The 15,129-nt window shown below is 62.9% G+C and carries 14 protein-coding genes; 7 read left to right on the top strand and 7 right to left on the bottom strand.

The window, feature by feature from the left end:
* The 3 genes from F759_RS39065 to mprF form a co-directional block, all read right to left on the bottom strand.
* Positions 1–363: pyridoxal-phosphate dependent enzyme (locus F759_RS39065; protein ID WP_036025674.1), on the bottom strand; the 363-nt coding region annotated here is incomplete at its 3' end.
* A gap of 543 nt (positions 364–906) precedes the next feature.
* On the bottom strand, positions 907–2,184 hold the full coding sequence (locus F759_RS0130940) for a virulence factor family protein (RefSeq protein WP_027803258.1): 1,278 nt from the start codon (positions 2,182–2,184) through the stop codon (positions 907–909).
* Entirely contained in the window at positions 2,181–4,610 is a 2,430-nt protein-coding gene (gene mprF / locus F759_RS0130945; protein WP_027803259.1) for a bifunctional lysylphosphatidylglycerol flippase/synthetase MprF, read from the bottom strand. Before mprF ends, F759_RS0130940 begins: the two co-directional genes overlap by 4 nt.
* A gap of 455 nt (positions 4,611–5,065) precedes the next feature.
* Between mprF and F759_RS43460 the strand changes: the two genes are divergently transcribed.
* Positions 5,066–5,206, top strand: a complete 141-nt coding sequence (locus F759_RS43460; protein ID WP_167334046.1) for a hypothetical protein — start codon at positions 5,066–5,068, stop codon at positions 5,204–5,206.
* 159 nt (positions 5,207–5,365) lie between these two features.
* Here F759_RS43460 and F759_RS43465 read toward each other — a convergent pair whose 3' ends face one another.
* Positions 5,366–5,518 carry a hypothetical protein gene (locus F759_RS43465; protein WP_167334047.1) on the bottom strand — a complete coding sequence of 51 codons (153 nt, stop codon included), beginning with the start codon at positions 5,516–5,518 and terminating at the stop codon, positions 5,366–5,368.
* 233 nt (positions 5,519–5,751) lie between these two features.
* Here F759_RS43465 and F759_RS0130960 point away from each other — a divergent pair, with 233 nt between their 5' ends.
* Positions 5,752–7,149, top strand: coding sequence for an MFS transporter (locus F759_RS0130960; protein WP_027803260.1), 1,398 nt, complete (start codon positions 5,752–5,754; stop codon positions 7,147–7,149).
* A gap of 23 nt (positions 7,150–7,172) precedes the next feature.
* Here F759_RS0130960 and F759_RS0130965 read toward each other — a convergent pair whose 3' ends face one another.
* Complete coding sequence (locus tag F759_RS0130965; protein WP_027803261.1) at positions 7,173–7,667, bottom strand: DUF421 domain-containing protein; 495 nt, start codon at positions 7,665–7,667, stop codon at positions 7,173–7,175.
* A 490-nt stretch (positions 7,668–8,157) separates the two neighbouring features.
* Between F759_RS0130965 and F759_RS0130970 the strand changes: the two genes are divergently transcribed.
* Positions 8,158–8,394, top strand: coding sequence for a hypothetical protein (locus F759_RS0130970; RefSeq protein ID WP_027803262.1), 237 nt, complete (start codon positions 8,158–8,160; stop codon positions 8,392–8,394).
* A gap of 89 nt (positions 8,395–8,483) precedes the next feature.
* On the opposite strand, the gene F759_RS0130975 is transcribed toward F759_RS0130970, so the two are convergent.
* Positions 8,484–9,593, bottom strand: a complete 1,110-nt coding sequence (locus F759_RS0130975) for an NAD(P)/FAD-dependent oxidoreductase (protein WP_027803263.1) — start codon at positions 9,591–9,593, stop codon at positions 8,484–8,486.
* A 230-nt stretch (positions 9,594–9,823) separates the two neighbouring features.
* On the opposite strand from F759_RS0130975, the gene F759_RS0130980 reads away from it, so the two are divergent.
* Positions 9,824–10,261, top strand: coding sequence for a carboxymuconolactone decarboxylase family protein (locus F759_RS0130980; RefSeq protein WP_027803264.1), 438 nt, complete (start codon positions 9,824–9,826; stop codon positions 10,259–10,261).
* 118 nt (positions 10,262–10,379) lie between these two features.
* Here F759_RS0130980 and F759_RS0130985 read toward each other — a convergent pair whose 3' ends face one another.
* On the bottom strand, positions 10,380–11,969 hold the full coding sequence (locus tag F759_RS0130985) for a methyl-accepting chemotaxis protein (RefSeq protein WP_027803265.1): 1,590 nt from the start codon (positions 11,967–11,969) through the stop codon (positions 10,380–10,382).
* A gap of 277 nt (positions 11,970–12,246) precedes the next feature.
* Here F759_RS0130985 and F759_RS0130990 point away from each other — a divergent pair, with 277 nt between their 5' ends.
* The 3 genes from F759_RS0130990 (at position 12,247) to F759_RS43470 (ending at position 14,929) form a co-directional block, all read left to right on the top strand.
* The gene (locus F759_RS0130990; protein WP_027803266.1) at positions 12,247–13,638 is read left to right on the top strand and encodes a DHA2 family efflux MFS transporter permease subunit; all 1,392 of its coding nucleotides are present in this window, start codon (positions 12,247–12,249) and stop codon (positions 13,636–13,638) included.
* A 140-nt stretch (positions 13,639–13,778) separates the two neighbouring features.
* Positions 13,779–14,699 (top strand): LysR family transcriptional regulator, encoded by a 921-nt coding sequence (locus F759_RS0130995; RefSeq protein WP_027803267.1) that lies wholly within the window; start codon positions 13,779–13,781, stop codon positions 14,697–14,699.
* A gap of 53 nt (positions 14,700–14,752) precedes the next feature.
* Entirely contained in the window at positions 14,753–14,929 is a 177-nt protein-coding gene (locus F759_RS43470) for a hypothetical protein (RefSeq protein WP_167334048.1), read from the top strand.
* Positions 14,930–15,129 lie beyond the last annotated feature (200 nt).

Consider the following 15,129-nt stretch of genomic DNA (forward strand, 5'->3'; position numbering starts at 1 on the left):
CTGGGGCGTGGTCACCGGCACGACGATGATCGCCTTCACGCCCATGCGCGCCGCCGAAAGCGCGACGCCCTGCGCATGATTGCCCGCCGACGCGGTGATCACGCCGCGCGTGAGCGCCTCGGCCGGAATATGCGCCATCTTGTTGTACGCGCCGCGCACCTTGAACGAGAACACCGGCTGGTTGTCCTCGCGCTTCAGATAGACCGGATTGCGCAGGCGCGCCGACAGTTGCGGCGCGCGTTCGAGTTCGGTCTCGCGGGCCACGTCGTAGACGCGCGCGGTGAGGGTTTTCTTCAGGTAGTCGTGAAGAACCGCGGCACTCCGCGCGGCTTCAGCGATCTGTTCGGATTCGTGTGACAGCAAGGCAAGCTCCTGTGCGGCAAGGACATGTCATAAAAAGTCGACCAGGAGGCAGGAGCAAGCGGACATAAAAAACCCGCCTCGTGGCGGGTTATGTGTGACTGCTATCAGACGCGCGCTAACCCACCATTCGATGAATGATGCTAATAATCAGCGCAATACGGATGTCGAGGCAGTTCATGTGCCCGATCATCGTTGACCTGTTCTGGTTTGTCAATGCCAGCGCGGGGACGCGCGGTATGTCATGGCCGCTGCGGAGAATCGGGCCACGCCGGAAATGCGCGATAACGGTCGCACACCGCGATCGAGCGTAAGAGCGCGCGGCGCACTGCCCGCATTTGCGGCGGAAGCATTGATCCCGCACGCGCCGCGGTTGAAGCGCTAAATAGAAATCCCACTGAAAAGCGGGCTTTTCAGGCAGTCCTCGCGATGCCCGCGGACAAACGGCGAGGCGATTCACAACAACGGCGGCGCAAACAGCGAGGCAGCGGTACCACAACAGTTCGGCAGACGGCGCGCCAACAGCGCACGGCGCGCTGCTTGAAATCACTCGTGCACGCCGCTCTGCTTTTTGAACGCGGCCAGAATGCGTCTTTCGAGCGCGTTGTAATCGCCGCCGAAGTGATGATCGCCCGAGGTGCGGATCACGTCGATGCCCGTCTTCGTCAGCGCCGGGCACAGCGTGTCTTTCTCGTCTGCGCCGTAGATGCACTGCACGATGGCGGGCGGCACGCGTGCCAGTTCGGGCCGCACCTTCAACGCCTTGTCGCTTGCAGGCATGCCGAGCCAGCCGCCCACGCGGATCTGGAAATCGGCGTCCGGCGCAAAGCCGAGCAGCGAAATCAGCGACACTTTCGCACGCAACGCATCGGGCAAGCCGTTATACGCGAAGGGCATCACGTCCGCGCCGAACGAATAGCCGATGAGCGCGATATGCTGCGTATGCCAGCGCGCGCTGTACGTTTGCATTACGCGTGCGAGGTCGCGGCTCGTTTGCGCGGGCGGCTTCTCGCTCCAGAAATAGCGCAGGCTGTCCCAGCCAATCACCGACACGCCGTCTTTCTGCAACGCTTGGGCGATAGTCTTGTCGAGATCGCGCCAGCCGCCGTCGCCGGAAATCACGATCGCCATCAAGCCATTCGGATGCGCAGCCGGCAGTTCGATCAACGGCAGATCCGAGACGTCGTCATCATGCGCCGATACGGTTTGCAGATGCGGCGTGATCAACGCGACGAGGCGCGCGCGGTCGGCGTTGCCCGTCGACGCTTTTTCGACGAAGCCAGGAATCTTGTCGCGAATGATCGTCGCGTCGGGCGGGCACGGCTTGAAACGTGGGTCGAGCGTGTGCTCCGCATCCACGGAAACCGCGCCGGCAATCGTGTTCGAAGGCGCCTGTTCGAGCACCTGCATGGCGAGCGTCGCGCCCTGCCCCGTGCCCGCAACGATCGGCGCGAAGTAGTGGCTCGACTGCGACTGCCGTTCGAGCTGATGGCTCAACGCTTCGGCATCGCCCACCAGCTGATGGCAGGTTTCTTTCTTCTGCGCCGCAGTCGTCGCAAGGCTGGCCGCATACCGAGCCGTGTCAACACCCACGGTCAATGCGCCGACCTTGGCGAGCGCATCCGCACTTTGCTGATCGGCCGCGCTCCAGCCGCTCGCCTGCGAGTAAAGCACGACGAAACCGCGCAACGGACCCGCCGGCTGTGTGACGGTGACGTTGCCGTAACGGCCGCCGGCAATGGTGGTCGTCGCCGCGTTGGCGAGCGTGCCGCAAGTCACGAGACCCGCCACGACGGCGAGCCTGGAAAACGAATGCAAGGTCATGAACGCCGGCCTCCTGCCAGCAATGACAGGTCCGCGAGCGTGAAGACCACGCCCATCGAACCCGACGCCGCGAGATAGCGCGGCTCCCAATGCGGCTGGAACTTGCTCTTGAAAGCGCGCAGTCCGCGGAAGTTATAGAAGCGGCCGCCGAAGCGCCACACGATGCCGGCAATCCGATGCCAGCGCGACGCAAGCGGCGTCGGCTGCATGCCAGAGAGCGGCGCGATGCCGAGACTGAGCGAGCGAAAACCCGCCTGTTTCAGATGCAGCGCCAGTTGCGTGAACAGGTATTCCATTGCGTACGGCGACGCGCTTTCCACGTGGCGCATTACGCCGACTGTCGCCTCGGTGTTCAGGTCGGTCGTCATGAAAGTGACGAAGGCGACCGGCTCGCCGTTCTGGCGCACCAGCATGACGGACTGCGCGGCGAGGTATTCGTCCGTGAAAGCCGCGACCGAAAAGCTTTTTTCGCGCGCATCGCGGCTGTTGAGCCAGCCGTTGGAAATGCAACGCAACGTTTCGAGCGACGCCGGCACATTCGCCTGGTCGATCACTTCGACGCTGAAGCCATCGCGCTCGCCACGCTTGAGCGCGTAGCGCAGATGCGCGCGGTGCGAGCCCTTCAGATCGAAATCGTCCAGAACGACATGCGCTTCCTCGCCGAGCTTCATCAGCGAAAGGCCGGCGTCGAGGTACAGCGGCAACGCGTTCGCGCGCACCTGATAGAACGCCGCGCGTCCGCCGTGCGCATGCGCGAGCGCGACGAACTTGCTGATGAGGCCCGCCCACTCTTCGCGCGGGCCGACCGGGTCGTGCAGTGCGGCCCACGTGCGGCCGTACTTCGCGTACATCAGAAAAGCTTCGCGCGACTCGGAGAACAGAAAACTTTTGTCGCCCATCAGCGCGAGACCGGCGTCGCTGCGCTCCTGCGCGCGCACGATGCGCGCCGCGTCCTGCAGATCTTCGGGCGCCGGCTTCACGAAGTGGCCCGGCGCGGGGCGCAGCAACTGCCAGAAGGAGAATGTCGCCGCGAACAGACTCGCGGCCAGCGTCGCGCGCAGCGCACGCGGCGCGCGGTCGTCGAACGCGAATTGCCACCACAGGTCGCGCGTATAGGGAACATCCCGGAAAGCGAACAGCATGACCCAAGTCGCGAGCATCAGCACCATTGCAACCGACACGAGCCAGCCGGCCGTAAAGCGCTCGGCGAACAGCGACGAATGGCGATTGAAACGCCGGCGCGTCGCGAGCAGCAGCACGATCAGCATGCACAGCACGCCCGCTTCGACGAATGCGAGACCCTTGGTCAACGACAGCGCGAGACTCAGCACGGCCAGAGCCAGGGTCATCCACCACGCGGCATCAAGCCGCCGCAGCAGCCCGCGCGCGACGAACAGCAACAGCACGCCAAGCACGCTGCACAGCATCTGCGAGCTTTCGAGCACCCACAGCGGCAACACGTCGCGCAGAATATGAAGACGCTGCCAGAACGCGGGCGTCGCGCTGGAAATCACCAGCATGCCGCCGACCACGAACGTGACGAGGCTCAGAAACAGCGGCGCGAGTCTGGACGCGCCCGCCGCGTGCCGCAACGGCAGGCGCCCTGTCAGCGCACGGCCTTCGAAGCCGGCGAGCAACGCAGCTGAGACGACGAGCGGCACGCCAAAGTAGATTGCCCGATAAGCGAGCAGCGCGGCGACCATCTGGTGGGTCGCGACGCTGCCGTTCAGCGTGAGCCCCACTTGTTCGAGCAGATCGCGGCGCGCGGGAATATCGAACGACAGCCACTGCCAGCGGGTGCGGACGGCGCGCGTTTCGACGCGGCATGCGGCGGTGAGCAGCCCCAACGCCGCGAGCAGCAATGCGCCCACCCAGCGGACCGCGGCGGGCGAGAGATGCAGCATCGGTGCAAGCGTGCCGGCCACGCACACCATGCCGAGCGCCGTCATCAGGACAAGCGCCAGCGCCAGCGAGACGCTCGTGAATACGGTCATGCGGCCAATCTGCGCGGGCGTGATGCTCGCCACGCCGTAGACCCGGGCGCGCACCGCGCCGCCCGTCAATGCGCCGAAGCCCGTGGCGTTGCCAAGCGCGGAGCCCGCGGTGGCGCCGATCCAGAGCGCCGTGCGCGGTACGGCCGCGCCAAGGTAGCGCAAGCCGACTGCGTCGCGGCCGACCAGCGCCACGTAGCTGAGCGCCGTGGCGGCGAGCGCGGCGGTCCACTCGCCGGCCGTCAGCCGGCGCAACTCGTGCATCACCGAGCGGTAATCGACGGCCTCCGACAAATGCTGGAGCACGACGAGCAGCAGCGCGCAGATCGCAAGCGCGAGCACGGGCGAGAGCAATCCCCTGAAGCGAGGCGTCTTCGATGCACGGACTAACATCGCGCCTACCCGGTCGAAATTATTCTTATATCGATGGAACATGGTCAATGCGGGCCTTGCATGGAGCTGTCGCGGCGACGGGCCGTCTGCCGCAAGGTCGCCTGTTCGGCGATTACAACTGGATAACGGCAAACAGCTTAAAAGGTTGACATTGCCGGCCCTGACGCCTGGGTTTAACCTGGGCCGGTTGTTCGCAATGGATGCGCTTTGCCGACGCGCCCTGTCGGCCGACCTTGAATCCAAGGGGGCTGAAGTTTAAACGCTTATTGCGCACTGTGAAGGAAGATTCGACGTTTGCGTGATCGCAACGCGCAGCTATCGCCGCTTTTGCGTGCATATTAGTGTGCGCATTGGCGCGTGTCGACGTGACTGCGAGGTTCGCGGGAGCGTGCGAAGCCGATTAAGCTTTTCGCCGCATATGCCGTAATCGCAAGCGACAGCCTCGTGAGATGCGGCGCATTGGCCGCAAGAACGAGGCACTCGACGGGAGAACGATGATGGCGGAACAGGATTGGATGGTGGCAGGCATATATCTGGTCGGCCTGGTGTCGACCGCGCTCGTGATGAGCGCTTTTTCCGCACGCGCGACGAAGATGCGGCAGACGCTTGCCAAGGTGTCGCGTCGCTCGGGTGAGTAAGCGGCACACCGTATACGGCGTAGCAGACGCACAAAAGACAAGCAGCGCGAATGCGCCGCTTGTTTCTTCTGCTTGTTTCTTTTGACCGCCGTGCGAGGTCTTGCGTTTTTACTGCGCCGGCAAGAGCAACCGTCAGCGCAGCGCAACCGCGCACCGCGCTTACTGCGGACGGCGATGCGCTTCAGCGATGACAGCGCAGTTCTGCAGATGGAGGTTCAGCGCGTGCACCGCGAGTGCACGCAGCTTTGCGAGCCAGTTGCCGTTGGTAGCGGCGGTATTGCGAGCGGATGCGGTGTTGGATGCAGTGTTCATGGTCGGGCTCCTGTATAGGGTTTATACCTAGGGAATAACCCGATTATAGTCCTCTCGTTGCGCAGTGCAATAAAAATAATCATGTTGCGGGAAAGTCACGGGATCGCGAGCCGTGCCAGCCAAACTGCGGCGGCAAAAAAGGGCGCAATGTTCATCGGTGTTATTAACAAACCGCACCGTACAGGTGCAATAATGACCCTTTTGCCTGCGACAGCCCGCCGCAGCTTCATTCGATGACCGTCGTGCAGAAAGCCCTGATTGCGCCTCTGATCGTCGCGTGCGCGATGTTCATGGAAAGCGTCGACGCGAACGTGATCGTCACGGCCCTGCCCGCGATGGCGCGTGACTTCGGGCGCGACCCGGTGACGCTGAAAATCGCGGTCACGAGCTACGTGCTTGGGCTTGGCGTGTTCATTCCGGTATGCGGCTGGCTCGCCGACCGCTTCGGCGCACGCACCGTGTTTCGCACGGCCATCTGCATTTTCGTCGCGGGCTCGCTGCTGTGCGCGGCATCCAATTCGCTTGCCACCTTTACGCTCGCGCGTTTCGTGCAAGGCGTCGGCGGCGCGATGATGGTGCCGGTCGGGCGCATCATCATTTTCCGCGTCGTGCACAAAGCCGATTTCATCCGCGCGATGAATTACCTGAGCGTGCCCGCGATGCTCGGTCCCGCAGCCGGCCCCCTGCTCGGCGGTTTCATCACGACCTACTTGCACTGGCGCCTGATTTTCTTCATCAACGTGCCGATTGGCATTCTCGGCATCTATCTGACGAACAAACATATTGCCAATACGCGCGAGCCGCATCCGGGACCGCTCGACTGGATCGGCTTTTTTCTGTCGGCGGCGGGCGCGGTGCTGCTCCTGCTCGGGTTGTCGCTGATCGGCGGCGAGCTCATTTCCAATCGCGACGCGTTCGCCATGTGTGTGCTGGGCGCAGTCCTGCTTGCCTTGTATGTCGCGTATGCGCAGCGCGCCCGGCTGCCCCTGCTCGACCTGCGTTTCTTCAAGGTGCCGACGTTTCAGGCGAGCGTGCTCGGCGGGTCGCTGTTCCGCATCGGCCTTGGCGCGCTGCCGTTCCTGTTGCCGCTGATGCTGCAGGAAGGGCACGGCATGAGCGCTTTCGAGTCCGGGCTGATTACCTGTGCGTCGGCATTCGGCGGCATGTTCATGCGCACGGTTGCGTCGCGCGTGCTGCATCGCTATGGCTTTCGTTCGGTGCTGGTGGTCAATGCGGCGCTGTCTGGCGTTTCGATCGCGGCCTGCGGACTGTTTTTCCCCGGCACACCGACGTGGATCATCTGGGTGGTCGTGCTGCTTGGCGGCTTCTTTCCCGCGTTGCAATTCACAAGTCTGAACTCGTTGACCTATGCCGAAATCGCGAGCCGCGACGTCGGGCGGGCGACGAGCCTCGGCAGTGTCGTGCAGCAGATGTCGCTCGGTCTCGGCGTGACGGTCGGCGGCATCGTGTTGCAGATTTCGCGCCTGCTGAACGGCCACGAGACCATCATGTGGTCGGACTTCTGGCCGGCGTTCCTCGTGGTCGGACTGTGCTCATTCGCGTCGATTCCCGTGACGCTGCGCTTGCCGCATCGCGCCGGCGAGGAAATCTCGCGCGGCGGCCGCGGCTGATACCGCCTCGCGCCCGCGCCTGCTTACGGCTCCTTGCGGATCACGCTCACATCGCCGTTGCGCTCGAGAATCGCGGCGGCCACCTTATCCATCGAACGGGAGCCGATTTTCTGACGCACGCTTTCGCACACATCGTTCGGTGTCATCAGCGCGGCATTCATTTCGCGCTCGTTGAATGCGCCGTGGCTGTAGACCTCGCGCTCGACGCCGCCCACGAGCCGTTCGATTGCGGGCGAGCGCATGCAGCCCCATGCAAGGACGCGGTGACAAACGACAATCATCAGAGACGCGAGAACCGTCGGCACAAATGGCGATGCACCGACAATCGCCCGGCCCAACGTCGCGCCCAGCAGGATGACCACGACTGAATCGAACGGCGAGCGTTTGCCGAACGAACGCCGGCCTGAAATTCTGATCAGCACAAGCGTGATCAGAAACACCACGAGGGCGCGCACGCTCATCTGCAGTGGGTCGAGATCTCTGCCTTGGCCGAATAGCAGATAGATGGCGTCCATCATTTTTTGTCCTCCTTGCGGCGGTTGGGCGCCGTTCGTGTCTGAACTTTTTTTGTGAACTGCCTGCGAACGCTGCCCGGGTGTTGTACGCGATCCCGCGGTCGCGTTTGCTGCGTGAAGTGGTTTGATGAAGCGGTTCGATGACCCCGTTGAACGAAGCGGTTCAATGAAGCAAAACGGCATTGTCAGCACCGCAGCGGATGCCTGCGACCAGCAAACGACATGCCGCTTACGCGTACCTAGTGCCTCGCGCCGGCACGTTTCGACTTCGCTCGCGCGGTCCTCATGCGTTGCATGCCGTACCCCGTTTGATTGCGTTTTCAGCTGCGGCTGACGCAGCGAGGCGCTCATACGTCGCGTGCAATGCACGGCACCGTATGGCCAGACAGTAATCGACGAGCATCAACGAACCTTTCAGACCGCTAAACACAGGTCAGGTCTCGGGATTGCTTGAGTCTGTGCACGATCGAATCAACGACACAAGGAGTATCCATTGAAACGCGCATTTTTCGCCACCGCTCTCGTGGTCTCACTCGCTTTCATCAACACCGCAGCGCAAGCCGAAGGCTGCACCAAGGGCGCGGTGGTCGGCGGCGTCGCTGGACATGTCGCGGGCGGTCATGGCGTGGCCGGCGCAGCAGCAGGCTGCGCGATTGGCCATCATGAAGCGAAGAAGAAAGACAAGGCCGCTAGCGCCGCGGCTGCGTCAAGTCAGCCAGCGGGAAAGTAGCACGTCATGACGTAAAAAAACCGGTGCGATCTGGCGGTCGCTTCCGGGGTGCAGTCGTGCGATGCAGTCGTGCGAGTTTGCGTGCAACGTCAACCTGCCGCGCTGACTTTCTCGGCGAGTTTTGCGTCGTAACTGGAATGCACATGCACGCGCTTCCTGTCGGGGTACGCGTATGAATAGGCTTTTCGCAGCGCGAGCGACGCCTCGTGAAAGCCCGACAGAATCAACTTCTGCTTGTTCGGATAGTTGGCGACGTCGCCGACCGCGAAGATGCCTGGCCGTGAGCTTTCATAGTTGGACGTATCGACATCCACGCGCCCGCCATGAATGCTCAAGCCCCACTGCCCGATCGGACCGAGATCGGCGACTAGTCCGTACAGCACGACGAGCTGTTCGGCAGGCAGTTCGGTTTCACCCTCGATATGTCGCAGTGTGATGGATTTCAGGACATCGCCTTTTGCATCGCCCTCAGCATCGCGTTCGACCGTAAGCCCCGAGATCGCGCCGACGACAAACTCCATCTCGCCCGCTTCGACCGCGCGCCGCATCAGCTCGACGCTGGAATCGGCCGCGCTGAAACCGTTGCGCCGATGCACGAGCGTCACGCGCCGCGCGACCTTGCGTAAGGCGAGCGCCCAGTCGAGCGCGGAATCGCCGCCTCCGGCCACGACCACGGTTTTGTCGGCGAAATCGGCGAGGCGCTGCACGCTGTAATGCACATGGCGCGATTCGAGCGCCACAGCTTCGGCAAGCGGCAGCTTTTGCGGTACGAACGCGCCGTTGCCGGCCGCAAGCAGAATCGCCGCGACATCGAACGCGAGGCCGCGATCAGTCCGCACGGTCCAGCGGCCATCACTGCGCTGCTCGACCGACTCGACACGTTGCTCCAGATGAATCGGCACATCGAACGGTTTGCATTGTGCGAGCAAGCGGTCCACCAGTTCACGCGCCGTACACGACGGGATCGCAGGAATGTCGTAGATCGGCTTGTCCGGATACAGCTCCGTGCATTGACCGCCGATCTTGCCGAGTGCATCGACGATCTGGCAGGACAGCCCGATCACCCCCGCCTCGAACGCGGCAAAGAGGCCCACGGGGCCCGCTCCGACGATCAGCACGTCGGACCGGATGAGCTCTGAATCGGGCTCTGAATCGGGCGGTAAACCAGGTTGCGAAGCGGGCTCGGCAGTGGACGTCATTCGCTATCTCATGGCGGATCAATAACCCACCATACCGAATCGCCCGGCGCGCGGCAACGATGCCATTACAGCGAGCAAGGACGCTCGAAGCGACGCCCGCCCCTTTCCCACAGGAGAAATGTGGCTACCTGAAATTCGCCAAAAATGGCCATTTAGCAAAGCCAATCACGCGGCTACCATTCACTCATCGCATCACTGGATGCGTTCCGCCCAACGCCTAGGAGTGAATCATGCAACAACGTCTCGACTTTTATAAAGCCAGCCCCGCCGCGATCAAGGCCATGCTGGGTCTTGAAGAACGCATCGGTAAATCGTCTATCGAAAAGTCGCTCGCGGATCTGGTTCGGCTGCGCGCGTCGCAGATCAACGGCTGTGCATTCTGCGTCGACATGCATACCGCCGACGCCCGCAAAGGCGGCGAAACGGACCGCCGTCTCGCCACAGTGGTCACATGGCGCGAAACGCCTTTCTTCACGGATCGCGAACGCGCGGCGCTCGAATGGACCGAAGCCCTGACGCTCGTTTCGCACGACCATGTGCCCGACGCCGTATGGGAAGCGGTGCGCCCGCACTTCAGCGACGAAGAACTGGTTGACCTCACACTGCTCGTCTCGGCGATCAACGCGTGGAATCGCTTTGCGATTTCATTCCGCAAGATGCCTGAATAAGCCTTGCAGCATCGCAGGGCACGGCGCGGCACTGCACTGCGCGCCGCCGCGTTAAGGCAGCGCAAGGCAACCGACCGCAACGCAATCGAACGAAGGTGCAATCACCGGAGCCGCACTATTAAGCGGCTCGCAGCCCGGGCTCGCGCGGCGCCGTCTCGCGCGCGAGTGCGACCTTGAACGCCGCGGTCAATTCGCTCAATTGCCGCGCCTGTTCCGCGAGCGAGTTCGCGGTCGCCGCGCTTTCCTCGACGAGCGCCGCATTGTGCTGCGTGACCTCATCCATTTGCGTGACGGCGAGGCTCACCTGCTTGATGCCTTCGCTCTGCTGTTTCGAAGCCGCCGCAATTTCGCCGACGATGCGCGCCACGCGCTGGATTGCGGCCTCGATTTCCTGCATCGTGCTGCCCGCCCGATCAACGAGTCCTGCGCCGCTTTGAACGCGTGAGTTCGACTCGGCGATCAGCGAGCCGATCTCCTTGGCAGCCGCCGCCGAACGCTGCGCGAGACTGCGCACTTCGCCAGCCACGACAGCGAAGCCGCGCCCTTCTTCGCCGGCGCGCGCCGCTTCGACTGCGGCGTTCAACGCGAGAATATTAGTCTGAAACGCGATACCTTCGATCGCGGCGATGATGCCGGTCATCTTCGCGGATCCGGCATGAATCGCGCGCATCGTCTCGACCATGCCGACCACCGAATCGCGCCCTTGCGCGGCCATTTCCGACGCGCGCGTGGCCAGTTCGCTCGCATGATGCGCGTGCTCGGCATTCAACTGCACCGTCGATGTGAGCTCTTCCATCGCCGCCGCGGTCTGTTCCAGCGACGCCGCCTGCTCCTCCGTGCGTTGCGACAGATCGAGGTTGCCCGCCGCGATCTGTTGCGTCGACGACGCGATCGAATGCGATCCGGCACGCACGCTCGTCACCGTCGCGCGAAGCTTGTCCTGCATCGACGCGAGTCCGCGCAGCAGCATCGCCATTTCGTCGTTCGAACGGATCGCCACGCGCGTCGTCAGTTCGCCCGCGGCAATCGCGTCGAACTGGCGCAGCGCGGCGTGCAGCGGCTCCATGATCGCGCGGCGCAGCGTGCGCCAACTGAAGAACGCGACCGTGAGCCCGATCAGCACGCTGCCGACGCTCGCATCCAACAACCCATGAAAGAGCGCGGCCGAGCGCTCGTTCGCGTCGTCGGCCTGCTGGTTCAGATAGGCCTCCAATGCGCCCTGGCTCGCGTTCATTGCCGTGTACAGACCGATTAGGCGATTCGCCCGGGCTTCGTCCATCCAGCTCGCGTTTCCGGTGCGGATCGCGTCGATCAGTTGGTCAATGCCGTCGCGCCGCACGGCGGTGCGTCTGGCGTCAAGGTCATCCGTGAGGCGTTGCAGGTCGGGCGTTTTCGGCAGATCGCGGAAACTGCGCCACCAGGTGTCCGACTCCCCGAGGAGCATGCGGGCGCGTTCGAGTTGCGCGTTCAATTGCGGCGAATGCGGATTGCTCATCGCCCAGTCGAGCCCGAAGCGCGCCCGCGACATGGCGGTGCCGGACTTGCCGAGCGCCACCACCGACGCGAAATGCACGTTATACGCCTCGCGCTGCGCATGATTGCTTTCGGCCATGCCGAAAATGCCAAGCACGCCGATGACAACGAGTAGCGCGCCGAGAAACGCAATCGTGATTGCGATGCGCAGGTTGATGGTGAGGTTTCTGGTCATGGTGGCGCGTCTCTTCCCCGTTGGTCGTTCTTTTCGGTTGAACGATGTTAGTTCCATATATGAAACGTTGCACCGTATATGGAAAATTATAACGATGCGCACCCGCGTCAAAAAATAAAAATGGGCGCCGGTGGCGGCCGCACGACACTTCTGGCTTACACACCGTGCGGCTCAAACAGCCCGCGGACTTCCCGCCCAGCCGTGATGGCCATATCATTGAAGCGTTTGCTGACAAAATTTCAAGCACAGGCGCCGCGCGCCGACCATTTGCCATCACATGACCAGGGATTCGTCGCATACCGCGCTGCTGTGGATCGTCGCCGCCGGTTTTTTCATGCAGTCGCTCGACACGACGATCGTCAATACGGCGCTGCCGTCGATCGCGCACACCCTGCACGTCGCGCCGCTTGCGATGCAGCCCATCGTGGTCGCCTACACATTGACGATGGCGATGCTCACGCCCGCGTCCGGCTGGCTCGCCGACCGCTTCGGCACGCGGCGCGTCTATTTCGCCGCGATCCTGATCTTCGTGATCGGCTCGATCTGTTGCGCGAGCGCGCATACGCTCGGTCAACTCGTGATCGCACGCGTGCTGCAAGGCGTGGGCGGCTCGATGCTGTTGCCGATCGGACGCCTCGCCGTGCTGCGCAGCGTGTCCGGCGAACAGTACGTGTCGGCGCTCGCGTTCATTTCGGTCGCCGGACAACTCGGGCCGATTGCCGGGCCGACGCTCGGCGGCTGGTTCGTTCAGGCGATCACGTGGCACTGGATCTTTCTGATCAACGTTCCGATCGGTGCCGCGGGCCTCTACGCGGTGCAGCGCTTTCTGCCATCGCACGGCGAGAAGCAGGCGCCGCCCTTTGATTTCATCGGCTGCGGATTGCTGTCGCTGTGCATGATCGCGTTTTCGGTGGCCGTCGACGCGCCCGTGCCCACACATCAGGGCGCGTGGTCGGCGGCGTTGTTCGTGCTCGCGGTGGTCAGCGCGCTCGCCTATATTCCGCACGCAAAACGGCGGCGCAATCCGCTCTTCAAACTCTCGCTCTTTGGCGAGCCGAACTTCAGCGTGGGGTTGATCGGCAACCTGGTATGCCGTATCGGCTCGAGCGCCGTGCCGTTTCTCGTGCCGCTGCTGTTGCAACTCCAACTGGGTTACACGCCGCTGCACTCGGGCCTGATGATGCTGCCCGCGGCGCTCGCGGGCACGGTCGCCAAACGCTGGATCGCGCCGCTCGTACGACGCTACGGCTATGACCTGTTCCTGCTGGTCAATACGGTCATCGTCGGTTCGTCGATCGTTGCATTTGCATTGATCTCGCGCGGCACGCCGCTCATCGTGGAGATTGCGATTCTGGCCGTGTTCGGCGCGGCCAACTCGATGCAGTTCGCGGCCATGAACAGCGTGACGCTCAAGGGCCTCTCGCATGAAGACGCCGGCAGCGGCAACAGCCTTTTCTCGATGGTGCAGATGCTGGCGATCGGCCTTGGCGTGTCCATCGGCGGCGGCCTCGTGAAGCTGTTTGCCGCGCAGTGGGGCTCAGCCGCGCTCGGCTTTCGTCTCAGCTTCGTGTGTGTGGGCGCGATCACGCTGATGTCGGCATGGGTATTTCGTCATCTGGACACCGCGCCCGGCGTGCGCGCGCCGGCCAGCCAGGGACTCGGACGTTGAAACGAGCGGCGCTGCGTGTCCGCCTTGTCGGGTCAATCATGCAGCACGCATCACCGGAACGCCCTCCGTGCCCGCACGGGTTCCGGCAGCGCGTTTCGCGTTAGCATGGACGGCGTTCATAAATAACAAAGGACTATCACATGCCATTTGACGAGCGCATGCTGAACGGCATGGGCGTGCTGACAGCGATCGTCGATTGCGGAAGTTTTGCGGCCGCAGGCGTTGCGCTCGACATGTCGCAATCGGGTGTGAGCCGTTCGGTCGCGCGGCTTGAGGCGCGTTTGGGCATCCGGCTGTTCGACCGCACCACGCGCTCGGTCACGCTCACCGACGAAGGCCGGCGCTTTTACGAACAGATCGTGCCGTTGCTAAGCGGGCTCGAAGAAGCGGCCGCCTCGGCCACACAAGGCGCGACGGCCGTTCGCGGACGCCTGCGCGTGAACATGGACCCGTTCTTCTCGCGCCTCGTGCTTGGGCCGCGGCTCGGCGGTTTCGTCGACAAGCATCCGGATCTGCAACTCGAACTGGTCACGCGCGACCAGTTGAGCGATATGGTCGGCGACGGTTTCGACGTCGCGATCCGCTTTGGCGAGCCGCCGGTGTCGTCGCTGATCGCGCGCAAGCTGCTCGACACGCGCATTCTGACCGTGGCCGCGCCGTCGTATCTGAAGAAGCATGGCCATCCGGCTAATCCTGCGGAACTGGAGAGCGGCAAACATGCGTGCATCAAGTTTCGCGATCCGCTTACGGGTTATCCGTTTAGCTGGGAGTTTCATCGCGGCCGCAAAAAGATCGTCATCACACCACAAGGCCGACTGACGGTAAACGACGTCGGCACCTTGCATAGCGTCTGCACCGCGGGCCAGGGGGTTGCGCAGATTCTCTCGCTCGGCGCGGAGTCCCTGCTCATGAGCGGCAGGCTCGTCGAGCTGTTCCCCGAGTGGGGCGACGAGCTTTATCCGCTCTATGCGCTGTATCCGTCGCGGCATCATCCACCTGCCAAGGTGCGCGCATTCCTTGATTTCATCGTCTCGCTGACGGGCGCTGCTCAGCCCGAGTGAACGCGCAGGCCCGGGCTTTGCTCTGCAGGTCAGTGTTCAACCAGGAGAAAGTCATGGCCGACACCAAACAGCAGACCGACGATAAGCCGGACGACGCCCATCCGCAGCCGGCAGTACACAGCGACAACGAGAAAAGCAAGCTGCCGGAGCGCAGCGATGAAGGGCGCGATCAGTCGCCGGCCGATCGTCCGGGCCAGAAGCCGGGCGAAGGCGAACCGTCAGTCGGTTGAAATTAAGCGCGAGTCTACAAGCGGCTTTGCTGCATTTGAGCGGCAAAGCCGCATAAATTTTTCCCTTCCACCGCCTTTCATACCCAGGCATTTTTTCCGTTTTTTTACCGAATATTTTTTCGGCGTGATCGACTATTTTTCTGCTTGCAGCAATGTGTGCGAACAGGCAAACCGGCTGCCGCCCCTTCAACAGATAACAA

The sequence above is a fragment of the Paraburkholderia dilworthii genome, assembly GCF_000472525.1.
Lineage (GTDB): Bacteria > Pseudomonadota > Gammaproteobacteria > Burkholderiales > Burkholderiaceae > Paraburkholderia > Paraburkholderia dilworthii.